8 protein-coding genes are annotated in these 12,002 nt (G+C 36.6%); all 8 read left to right on the forward strand.

Going from position 1 to position 12,002, the window contains the following annotated elements:
* Positions 1 to 2,010, forward strand: a complete 2,010-nt coding sequence (locus tag DW862_RS11300) for a family 10 glycosylhydrolase (RefSeq protein ID WP_120068205.1) — start codon at positions 1 to 3, stop codon at positions 2,008 to 2,010.
* 24 nt (positions 2,011 to 2,034) lie between these two features.
* Positions 2,035 to 3,819, forward strand: coding sequence for a hypothetical protein (locus tag DW862_RS11305; protein WP_120068208.1), 1,785 nt, complete (start codon positions 2,035 to 2,037; stop codon positions 3,817 to 3,819).
* Positions 3,820 to 3,877: 58 nt separating this feature from the next.
* A complete protein-coding gene (locus DW862_RS11310; protein WP_225449793.1) occupies positions 3,878 to 4,753 on the forward strand; it encodes a hypothetical protein in 876 nt (291 codons plus the stop codon).
* Between the two features lie 42 nt (positions 4,754 to 4,795).
* The gene (locus DW862_RS11315; RefSeq protein WP_120068215.1) at positions 4,796 to 5,680 is read left to right on the forward strand and encodes a hypothetical protein; all 885 of its coding nucleotides are present in this window, start codon (positions 4,796 to 4,798) and stop codon (positions 5,678 to 5,680) included.
* A gap of 31 nt (positions 5,681 to 5,711) precedes the next feature.
* On the forward strand, positions 5,712 to 7,115 hold the full coding sequence (locus tag DW862_RS11320; RefSeq protein ID WP_120068218.1) for a DUF5009 domain-containing protein: 1,404 nt from the start codon (positions 5,712 to 5,714) through the stop codon (positions 7,113 to 7,115).
* Between the two features lie 7 nt (positions 7,116 to 7,122).
* Entirely contained in the window at positions 7,123 to 9,453 is a 2,331-nt protein-coding gene (locus tag DW862_RS11325) for a phosphodiester glycosidase family protein (RefSeq protein ID WP_087319041.1), read from the forward strand.
* A 61-nt stretch (positions 9,454 to 9,514) separates the two neighbouring features.
* Positions 9,515 to 10,702: a glycoside hydrolase family 10 protein gene (locus DW862_RS11330; protein WP_120068221.1), complete on the forward strand. Its 1,188-nt coding sequence runs from the start codon at positions 9,515 to 9,517 to the stop codon at positions 10,700 to 10,702.
* A 5-nt stretch (positions 10,703 to 10,707) separates the two neighbouring features.
* On the forward strand, positions 10,708 to 11,778 hold the full coding sequence (locus DW862_RS11335; RefSeq protein WP_120068226.1) for an SGNH/GDSL hydrolase family protein: 1,071 nt from the start codon (positions 10,708 to 10,710) through the stop codon (positions 11,776 to 11,778).
* Positions 11,779 to 12,002: the final 224 nt, after the last annotated feature.

Raw genomic sequence — 12,002 nt, forward strand, 5'->3', positions numbered from 1 at the left:
ATGAATAGATTAATTATTTTATTATCATTACTGTTAGTGCCGGTTTTTATATCGGCACAGACCGTAGTGACAATTGAAGCTGCAAGTCCAGATCCGACATTAACTGTACGTGGTCCTGAGAAGCAGATAGACTTATTCAATAATCCTGTTTGGGAAAAGCAAGAAAAAGGTATTGTTTTATTATCTACGGAATATCAAAATGCTATAAAATCTACTCAAAGCATATATACGGCCGTAATAGTAAATAAAGATATGAAGGTAACAAAAGTCCTGAACGGCGTAATCTCTAAGAATATCCAACCTGTATTTAAGACTCCTTTAGATATAGAATTAGGACAAGCAGAGTTTGCATTAATTGGTTATGATGCTGATTACTCAAAGGATGGCTATCGTAAGTTTCTTGCTGAAAATTTCCATGTAGGAGATGTCGTAAAGCTAAGAATTAATGGAGAAATACATTCATTGGATAAAGTAATAGCTTTTTCCCAAGGCAGTATTCCGCCTCAAATAGAACTGGATAATGATTTTTTATTTACTGTTGTTGGAAGTAAGACTACATTAAGCGGTTGTATTGCTAATTATGATAGGAAAGCCGGTTATCAGTTGTTTATAGAGAGTCAAACAGAAATAAAGCCAGTGCCCCTTACAGCAAAAGGACTATTTCACAATCAGTTAACTTTGAATAATGGCACTAATTTCTTTAACTGGATTTTGAAAAAAGGCGGGAAAGAAATTACTCGTAAGCCTGTTGCTGTCTTCTCTAAAGCTCCCGATCAACAACAGAGCGAACTGGTTATGTGGGTGGAGCAATTTCCTAATGCAAAAGTGTTGACTAATAGAGAAGCAGTAACCACTATGGTTAATAACGTAAAGAAAGCTGGATTCACTTCAATCGGGTTGGATGTAAAAGGACCGGAAGGATATGTTTCTTATCGCAAAAATGATCTTTCAAAGACTCCTTACCTGACAGCAACTAAAAATCCGAATAAACAAGTAAAGGATGATGGTTTCGATTTATTGGAAGTTGTACTTCAGGAGGCACACAAAATCGGATTGAAAGTTTATACTAGCTTTAATTTCTTCACGGAAGGAAATATAACTGTAAATGATTATGCAATTCTTCATGAGCATAAAGATTGGGAAGAAATAGTGCAACGTCCGGAAGATAAAGGCAAACTTCTGAAAATCACAGAAAGTACAAGAGGAAAAGAAGCAGCAAAAGGTAAGTTATTAGCTTTAGCTTTTGTGAATCCTTCTAATAAAGAGGTACAGGACTTTCAATTGTTGCGTGTAGAAGAAGTTCTAAAAAATTATGATATAGATGGCATTGTATTAGACCGCTGTCGATATGATAATTTATATGCCGATTTTAGTCATGTAACTCGAAACGCCTTTGAAGAATATCTGGAAAAAGAAGGAAAAGTTTTAGAAAATTTCCCTGCTGATGCTTTTAGAATAAATAAAGAAGGCGTATTAATAAAAGGCAGATTCTTTAAAGAATGGATTACTTTCCGATCTCAAACTATTTGTGATTTTACCAACCGGATTCGCTTATTAGTAGATAAGTATAAAGTTGAAAAGAATCCGGATTTGAAAATGGCAGCTTATGTCGGATCCTGGTATGAGGTGTATTATCAGAATGGAGTAAATTGGGCTAGTAACCAGTTTAAATATGATGATCGATTATCGTTCCCGGATAGTGAGATCTATGGAAAAAGTTATAATAGAACAAGCTATTTAGGTAATCTTGATTTTCTGATGATTGGCACCTATTATAAAACACCTAAAGAAGTTAATCGATATATTACTTTAGGGAATATTCTTACATGTGGACAAGTTCCATTGTTAGGTTCAATGAGCTTACCAGATTTAAGCGTTTCCGATCAGGGGAAGGTGTTTGGTGCTTCGTTAAAGAATTCATCAGGTCTGATGATTTTCGATAATTGTTATGTTGATTGGGAAACTTTCTTCGAACAAATGAAAATAGCTTTTTCCATTAAGAAAAAATAATGAACCATATAATACTCGTGAAAGATGAAAAAACTAATAAATTTAATATTCAGTATAATGTGCATCACTGCACTTTTCACTGTAACTTTTAGCTCTTGTTCAGATGATGACGAAAACAGAGCCTATGAATCTGTGCAGATAGTAGGAGTCAAAGTGAATAATGAATTGTACACGCCTTCTTCCGTCAGCGCAACTGAAACGACAGTATTGATTCCTGCTGGAGTCGATTTATCCAAAGCTAAACTACAATTGTTGGTTATAAACGGTACTGCCAATTTCATAAACGACCAAGAGTATGATGCCCGTAAACCCCTTGATTTGACATTAAATGGATTTGACGGAACTACGGTGCAGACAAAATTGCGTATTCAGTCTCCTCCTAAATTGGTGTCTTTTATAATAGAAGGAATGACTGTTCCCAATAGTGATATTCATACTGGTGAAGAATCATTGATTGTCCAGGTTCCGGAAGAGGCTGACCTTACAGCACTAAAGGTTACCATGGAATATATCAATGGGACAATTATGGACTTTCAAAATGGTGTTGCATTGGACTATACTAATCCGAGAAGTTTTAAAATAAAAGGTGTAGATGAAGAAACAATTTATACTTATGAGTTTATTATTACTACGGAGAAAGTAGGTCCTGCATCTATAAAAGCGATGACTATCAATGGCATTGAAACTGATTATGTGCTTACAGATGATAAGAATGTAGCAGTTCCATATATTCCGGCATTGATGGATTTCACATCTGTAAATGTAGAACTGACTGCTGGATTCGGTAATAAAATAGACGAATCTTTCACTGGTCAAGGATTAAATTTGATGAATGGTAACAATAAGGTTTCAATCAAAGGAAGTAATGGAGTGACAACAGAGTTTACAATTGGTATACCTCAAATTTCTGCAGAACCTACATTTAAGAAAAACTATACAGAATTAGTCGGATTTGGATCTGACAATCTAATTTGTACAGCAATTAGCGATCCTTATATTGTTGCGAGCAACCATTCTTCCTCTAGTAAAACTCCTGCGTATTTCGACTATACGGGAAATAAAATAGATAATTTGAGTGCAGTTGGATTGAGTATTGCGACACATGGTATACGCATATTGGCAACAGATGACAAAGGAAATATTCTTGGAGCTGCATTAGGAACGGATAAACCTGTAATATATCGTTGGAGTAATGTGACAGCAAAAGCTACTGAATTTATTTCATTCGATAAATCAGTCATTGGCGAGACTGCAACTCCTCGTTTAGCGGGTATTAGTATTATTGGTGATTTGGATGGTGATGCTACAATTGTAGCTCCTAAAGCACAATCTGTAGATGTATTTGTTTGGAAAGTTATAGGAGGTGTGCTAAATCCTGTTCCTCAAAAATATACATTCCCTGTTGCTACTCCAAGTTTTTACTGGACTGTAAATCCAATGCCCATCGGTATGTCCGGATATATGGGATTCTATACTGCAAAGGGTGCTAATGGCCTGATTTGGTTGAATAGTACAATGGGAGAAGTTTCTAGAATGTCTGGTCTTATTACTACTGGTGGCGATATGGTAAAAATAGAAAATCGTGTGTATGTAGCATATACAGTATATGCGGACAGTAAAGGTATTATGCGTATCTGTGATATAACTGATGGTAAATATAATCAAATATTCAATTATACAATGGAAGCATCGGGAGCTAATGGTAATAGCACAGCTTCTGCTTGTTTAATGGTGAAAAATAATGAATTATATGCAGTATTTGGCTGCACCGGTTCCGGCTTATACTTCTACCGCATAGCATGCAAATAATAACTAATAAATAAGACCATGTCTAATTGACATGGTCTTATTTAATCTCTTATTTAATATGAAACAGAATTATAATTATATATTTCTTCTTACTTGTCTCATTATAGGAGGTACAGCTTGTTCCCATAAATACAGAACATCTTCTTCCAAGCCAATAGAAACATTCTTTAAGAATGAAGTGAAACCAGAGAAATTCATTGAATGTTTTCCCGGTGCCTATTACCGCAAGGTGAATTCCAGTAAGGATGTTTGGTTGGGAGTTGGAGGAACTGTTACCTTACCTCAATTATCATTCGATCAAACTAGAAAAAACACTAAGAAGCCGGGACAGTTTCTTGATAATCCATCTGTATATTTAGGAGGAAACATGGGAGATCAGGAGACTGACTTCGGATTAGCGTGGGAAGTTATCCGGGAAAAAGATGGAAAACTATCCAAAGAGAGGAAAGCTTTTCGTCCATTTATGAGACGTAGTGAGCATATTAATGGACAAGAACCCAATTATGCGCAAGCACCGCCGGAAGATAAATACTATTGGTATCCGGGCGAAAAAGTCACAATGTATTTTCAAGTGTTAGAACCTCGTAAAGTACATTTTGTGATAGAAGGAGCCGGAAAACGCTTTGAATGTGATTATGATTGTGAAGGTTATATTCCGGGAGAACTGGGAACCTTTAAACGTGTAAATGCAATTGATCAAGTTGCGAATGAAGGTAAACCAGCGCAAGCAACGAAAACAAAGGTTTTGAATAGTCGATGGGATGAGAGCTATTATTTTAGAAAATATAAAAATGAAATTGTGAAAGTACCGATTCACGAAGGCCGTTTCACAGATATGCGTTGTCCGGACAGTCATTTCTTTGAAGTAACATCAACTGATGAAGGTCGAAAGATAGGAGCAGAAACGATTAGTATTAATGGAAATGGGTATTGATCCTCAAAAGAATATTATTGATTTACAAAAAACTTATTTAAGATGAAAAAATATTTATTCTATTCATTATTTTTGAGTTTAGCTATGGGATTCTATAACTGTTCTGACAGTGACGATGGAGAACCGGAACCAGAACCCACAGATCCAATTAACACTTACTTTAAAGATGAGATAAAGCCACAAGCGAGTGTTGCCTGCTTTGCCGGTGCCTATTATCATAAAGCCGTAACAAGTAAAGATTTATGGCTAGGTATCGGAGGGACAATAAAATTGCCTACAGCAACTTTCGATGAAGATCGTAAGAATCCTAGTAAACCAGGACAATATCTTGATAATCCTTCTATATATTTAGGAGGGAATATGGGTGGACAAGAGACTGATATAGGCCTAACTTGGGAAGTTGTTAAGGATGAGCAAGGTAATATCAGTGCTGAAAGAAAAGCATTCCGTCCATTCATGAGACGTACAAGTCATTCGAGCGGACAGGCATCCAACTATTCAAATGCTCCTGCGCAGAAAGAATATTATTGGTATCCGGGTGAAGAAGTCACCATTTCTATTCAGATCATAAGAAGTGGGGTTCTCAAATTTATTGTAGACGGTAACGGTAAGCATTATGAATCAGAATATGAATGTGCCGGATACAAACAAGGAACCCGTGGAGAATTCAAACGTGTAAATGCTATTGACCAAGTATCTAATGAAGGAAAGCCAACACAAGCCACGAATACAAAAGTTGAAGGTGCCCAATGGAAGGAAAGTTTTTTATTCAGGATGTACAACGGTAAAATAGTAAAAGCTCCACTTCATACAGGAAGATACACTGATATGCGCTGTCCGGATGTAATGTATTTTGACATAAATTCAACAGAAGCAGAAAAGAAGACTGGTGCTGAATCTGTAAATATTAATGGTGCAGGATATTAATAAATATATATATTATTTCAAATAATAAGTCATGAATAAAAGAGCTTTCTCTCTTGATGCTTTAAGGGGATATGCCATTATTACTATGGTTTTATCAGGTACTATTGCTTCAGGAGTATTACCAGGATGGATGTATCACGCACAAGTAGGTCCCCGCTCTAATTTTGCATTTGACCCATCATTTTATGGAATTACATGGGTTGATCTAGTTTTCCCATTCTTTTTATTTGCAATGGGAGCGGCTTTTCCTTTTTCTATCGGCAATAAACTGGAAAAAGGAGAATCTAAATTAAGAATAGCATGGGATTGTCTATTACGTGGATTCCGGTTAACATTCTTTGCAATTTTTATTCAGCACATGTATCCTTGGGTAACATCTTCTCCGCAAGATGTGCGATCATGGTTGTTAGCTCTGTTTGCATTTGTTCTGATGTTTCCCATGTTTATGAGAATTCCGGTTAAAATGTCTAAATGGTTACGTGGAGGGATACAACTATCTGCCTATACGTTGGGCATTGTCATGTTGCTTACTGTAAATTATGCTAATGGTAGAGAATTTAGTCTGTCATATAGTAATATTATTATTCTGGTTCTGGCAAATATGTCCATTTTCGGTTCGCTGGCATACTTGTTTACAGCAAAAAATAAATGGGCTAGAATAGCAATCCTTCCATTTATTATGGCTGTCTTTTTAGGAAGTAAAACAGATGGTTCCTGGGTAAAGGCTTTGATGAACTATTCTCCAATCCCCTGGATGTATAGTTTTTATTATTTGAAATACTTGTTTATTATAATTCCCGGAAGCATTGCCGGAGAATACTTAAAAGAATGGTTACAAAGCAAAAGTGAGGCTGATTCCCCTTTAGAAGAAAAAAGGAGAATCCCCCTAATTTTATTATTAACTATCGGGATTATTATTTTTAATCTGTATGGCCTGTATACACGTCAGTTATTATTAAACTTGTGTGGCACAGTTGTTATTTTAGTTTGTATTTATTGGCTTCTGAAAACAAGAAGCAACAATATGGATTATTGGAGAAAACTATTTGTTGCTGGAGCTTATTTACTTATGCTGGGGTTGTTTTTTGAAGCATATGAAGGCGGAATTCGTAAGGACGATTCAACCTATAGTTACTATTTTGTTACTGCCGGCCTTGCTTTTATGGCTATGATTGCTTTTTCAATACTATGTGATATTTATAAGTGCCGACAGCTGACACGTCCATTGGAAATGGCGGGACAAAACCCAATGATTGCTTATGTGGCCACTAATCTAGTAGTAATGCCCGTGCTGAATTTAATAGGGGTAGCATCATATTTATCCTATCTGCAACAAAATGCCTGGCTTGGTTTCTTACGGGGAATTATTATCACCATATTGGCAGCATTAATAGCTATCATTTTTACAAAACTTAAATGGTTCTGGAGAACATAATAGAAATATGAAACTACTAATAAAAAGAATAACATATGTCATCTTAATCCTGTGTTCCTATTGTTCTTATGGTGAAGCAAAAATTCAGCTCCCTTCTATTTTAGGTAATGGGATGGTGCTTCAACAAAAGTCGGAGGTAAAGCTATGGGGAAAAGCTACACCTAATAAGAAAGTTGTTGTATATACCTCATGGAACGCACAGCAGCAAGAAGTAGATAGTAATCGAAAGGGGGATTGGTCGGTGGCTGTCACAACTCCAGAAGCTGGAGGGCCATATACTATTCGCATTTCAGATGGTGAAGAACTGATATTGGATGATGTTTTAATTGGAGAAGTCTGGCTGTGCTCCGGACAATCAAATATGGAAATGCCAGTGAAAGGTTTTCGTGGTCAACCTGCCGCAGAATCACAGAATACGATAGTAAATGCAAATCCTAATCGCTTGTTAAGATTATTTACAGTGCAGCGTGCCTACAGCAGTGTTCCACAGGAGAATGTTATTGGCCAGTGGGAAAGGAATACTCCGAAGTCTGTTTCTACTTTTAGTGCCGCTGCTTATTATTATGGCGATCAATTACAGAAAGTTTTAGGAATACCGGTGGGACTGATTCATGCTTCTTGGAGTGGTTCTTCAATTGAGCCATGGATTAGTAAAGAAAACCTTCTACAATTTCCTGAAATAGATCTGACTCCGGCAGCAAATCCACAATCGAAATATGCAAATGGTACTCCTACTGTATTGTATAATGCCATGATTAAACCGCTGGAGAATTATAATATTAAGGGAATGATATGGTACCAAGGAGAGTCTAACTCTGCACGTCCGGAACAATATCAGCGTTTGTTTGCTGTGTGGGCTAAACAAAACAGGACATTGTTCCGTTCAAAAGACTTTCCCATTTATTATACAGAAATTGCTCCTGTTGCATCCCCTGTAGACAGACCGTTTCAAAGGGCAATTTTCCGAGAAGCACAGTTGGAAAGCATGTATGAAATCTCTAATACAGGTATGGCTTTCACAAACGATCTTGGTTCGGAGAAATTCATTCATGCTCCCCAAAAACGAGAAATTGGACAGCGTTTAGCATATTGGGCATTAGCAAAAACATATCAGTTAGAGGGATTTGAATATAGTGGTCCTATCCATCGTTCATATATGAAAAATGGAAAGGTTATTGAGATTCTTTTTGATCATGCAGATGATGGACTAAACCCGGAGAATGAACCTTTAGTGGGCTTTGAGGTTGCGAGCGATGATAGTATATTTTATCCTGCCAATGCCGAAATCATAAATGGAACCTCTCGAGTAAAAGTATGGAATGACAAAGTAATTCAGCCGGTTTATGTACGCTACGCTTTTCGTAATTTTTTGCGTGGAAACCTGATAAACAATGCCGGATTACCGGCAGCTCCTTTCCGAATGGATTTGCGAAAATTAGATTTTCAGAATCCTGAAAATCTAGGATGGACTCGCGTCACTACTTTTGGTAAATTACCTGAATACGTTAATGTTTATCATTCTCCAGAATGGATTGAAAGTACACGAACAAATGCTTATATAGCAGTTATAGATACAAAGAAAGGAGGAAGTTTAGATGTCGGAGGTGAAGAAAGTGGGGTAAAGACCCCGACTGAATTTTACCAGTCAGAAAAAAGAAAACCAGTGATTGTATTAAATGGAGGATATTTTGCCAATGGAAAAACTGTTAGTCTCATATGTAAAGATGGAAAAATATTATCTGACAACATATCTGTTGTGAATCGTATATTAGAGGGTAAAAAGACTGCATATTATCCTACCCGTTCTGTTTTTAGTCTTTATAAAGATGGAACATATCATGTTGACTGGATATATAAATCAGATCAACAGACCTATGCATATGATATGCCAGCCTTGAACAGTTCTACACGCCCTCCACTATCGGTTCCATCAAAAGGTTTTCCGAGAGGAGCAAAAGTCTGGAGCGCCAAAATGGGAATTGGTGCAGGTCCTGTGTTAATCAAGGATGGAATGATTCGTAATAGTTGGGTAGAAGAACTGTTAGATGTTGCAAGTGGCATAAATCCACAGACTTGTCAACCTCGTTCTGCGATAGGAATCACGCAAGATGGGAAACTAATTTTGTTCGTTTGTGAAGGACGTGAACAAACACCGGATGTTCCAGGTATGACTTTAGACCAACTTGCCCGGTTGATGAAAGCATTTGGATGTGTAGACGCGCTTAATTTAGATGGCGGAGGTTCGAGTTGTATGTTGATTAATGGTAAAAAGACTATAAAACCGTGTAATAAAGAACATCAACAACGACCAGTTGCTACTGTATTATTTGCAAGATAATGTAATCTAAAAACTATAATAAGAAAGAATAGTTAAATTATCAATTAATCATTTTTTATTCATGAGTGAAAAATTGAAGTTTTGTTTGTGTCTTGCAATTTTATTTATAAGCCTGCAAAGCATAGCAAAAACAACAGAGCAAGGAATCCGCGGAGTTTGGGTTCCTGCTCCTCGTTTCACCTCTGTATTACATACTTATCAGGGAGTGAAGAACTTTGTAAAAACATTAGATGAGTTGAATATGAATTCTATATTCCTTGTATCTTATGCGGAAACTAAAACAATATATAAGAGTGATGTATTGATGCATTATTCTACTTATAAGACACAAGAAGAAGGCTATCTGCTAAGCGGATATTCTAAACAATATCAAAGTCTAACTAATGACCCGATACGTGATTTGATTGATGAGGCTCATAAGCATGATATAAAAGTGTTTTTCTGGTTTGAATATGGTTTTATGGGGGAAGGACGTCCGATATCACTCGATAATCCTTTATTAGCAAAGAATCCTCACTGGTTAGGAATAGACAATCAACAACACCCCGCCAATTACAATCAACACGATTATTACTTCAATGCCTATAATCCTGCTGTACAGAACTTCTTAATAGAACTAATAGAAGAGGCATTGACGCTTTATCCTGATTTAGATGGTATTCAAGGTGATGACCGCTTACCTGCTATGCCTCGAAACTCTGGATATGATACCTATACAGTCTCTCTTTATCAATCACAACATCAAGGAAAAAATCCTCCTGCAGATTATAATAATCCGGAATGGGTACGTTGGCGTTTGGATATTTTAAATACCTTTGCAAAACGATTATATAAAAGGATTAAAGCAAAGAGTCCGAATGTTATGATTAGTTTCGCCCCAAATCCTTATCCCTGGTGTGAAGAGAATCTGATGCAGGAATGGCCTCGTTGGTGTAAAGAGAAAGTTTGTGATTTGTTGGCTGTTCAGTGTTATCGTTATAGTATCGAAGCGTATCGTGCTACGGTTTCAGAAGTATTGAAATATATACATCAGAATAATCCAAACCAATTATTTGCACCTGGTATGATTCTGATGGAAGGGAGTAGTTCCAAAATGTCACCGGAACTGTTACGGGAGCAGCTCCGTGTAAACCGGGAGTTGGGGATTAATAGTGAGATTTATTTTTATAATAAGGGGATTGATAATCTTTCTGTTAGAGAAGTCTTAAAACAGACATATTCCCAGAAGATTAAATTCCCAGCAAATTAAATACTATGATAAGATATATTTTGATTGGACTTTTACTTTGTGGACAAACTATAAGCTTTGCCCAAATTATATATCACGATGCATCAAACTTCCCTTTATTGGGAAAAGCTACAGAAACTAATAGTGCACGATACGAAAGGTTTCCAGATTCACTAAGGAATATATCTCGTTCTCCTCTTTGGTATTTGAGCCGTAATTCGGCAGGAATGGCCATACGGTTTCGTAGCAATTCTACTCAAATAGCGGTGAAATGGGAAAATCTCTTTAATAATCATATGAATCATATGACTGATACAGGAGTAAAAGGCCTAGATTTATATTGTTTGGAGGGAAATTGTCTATGGAGATTTGTGAACAGTGCCCGACCAACAGGAAAGATAAATCAAGTAACGATCATTGCCAATATGCAACCGGAAGAGAGAGAGTATATGCTTTATCTTCCTCTTTACGATGGTCTTGTTTCTTTGGCTATAGGAGTGGATTCATTAGCCACCATCGATCAGCCTTTAATTGATTATCCGATCCGCAAAAAGCCGGTTGTATTTTATGGCACCAGTATTCTTCAAGGAGGTTGTGCTTCACGTCCGGGGATGGCACATACCAATATCATATCGAGAAGATTGAACCGTGAATGTATCAACTTGGGATTTAGCGGAAATGCACTTTTAGACTTGGAAGTGGCCAAAGTGATAGCCGAAGTAGATGCCAGTGTTTTTGTTTTAGACTTTGTGCCTAATGCTTCTGTAGAACAGATGAAAGAACGAATGGAAACATTCTATCGTATCATTCGTAGTAAACATCCGGATACGCCAGTCATTTTTATAGAAGATCCGATTTTCACTCATACACTTTATGATGAAAGAATTGCTAAAGAAGTGCAAAGAAAGAATGACACGTTAAAGGAAATATTCAACCGGCTAAAGAAGGAAAATGAAAAGAATATCATTTTTATCTCTTCCAAAAATATGCTGGGAGAAGATGGAGAAGCTACTATAGACGGTATTCATTTCACAGATCTAGGCATGATGAGATATGCTGATTTAGTTTGTCCAATCATTAAGAAAGCAATCAAATAAAATAGTGACGCTATCGACTCGGTATAGCGTCACTATATGTAGCTTATAGTGACACTATTCTGTTGACATAGCGTCACTATTTTCAAGACTTCTGATAGATGGCTTTTTGTACGTTATATCAATAAAAACAAATCTTCAAATATCAAAATGGTAAAATATCATTTTGGTATTTGAATGATGCTATAATTGAATTTATTCAGGCAAACAGCCGGATATAGATAAGA

It is taken from the genome of Bacteroides sp. AM37-9, from assembly GCF_003603455.1.
Classification (GTDB): domain Bacteria; phylum Bacteroidota; class Bacteroidia; order Bacteroidales; family Bacteroidaceae; genus Bacteroides; species Bacteroides xylanisolvens.

Excerpts from the sequence above, each read along its gene's own strand:
- DW862_RS11300 (WP_120068205.1), top strand. The coding sequence starts at position 1 with ATGAATAGATTAATTATTTTATTATCATTACTGTTAGTGCCGGTTTTT.
- DW862_RS11305 (WP_120068208.1), top strand. The coding sequence starts at position 2,035 with ATGAAAAAACTAATAAATTTAATATTCAGTATAATGTGCATCACTGCA.
- DW862_RS11310 (WP_225449793.1), top strand. The coding sequence starts at position 3,878 with ATGAAACAGAATTATAATTATATATTTCTTCTTACTTGTCTCATTATA.
- DW862_RS11315 (WP_120068215.1), top strand. The coding sequence starts at position 4,796 with ATGAAAAAATATTTATTCTATTCATTATTTTTGAGTTTAGCTATGGGA.
- DW862_RS11320 (WP_120068218.1), top strand. The coding sequence starts at position 5,712 with ATGAATAAAAGAGCTTTCTCTCTTGATGCTTTAAGGGGATATGCCATT.
- DW862_RS11325 (WP_087319041.1), top strand. The coding sequence starts at position 7,123 with ATGAAACTACTAATAAAAAGAATAACATATGTCATCTTAATCCTGTGT.
- DW862_RS11330 (WP_120068221.1), top strand. The coding sequence starts at position 9,515 with ATGAGTGAAAAATTGAAGTTTTGTTTGTGTCTTGCAATTTTATTTATA.
- DW862_RS11335 (WP_120068226.1), top strand. The coding sequence starts at position 10,708 with ATGATAAGATATATTTTGATTGGACTTTTACTTTGTGGACAAACTATA.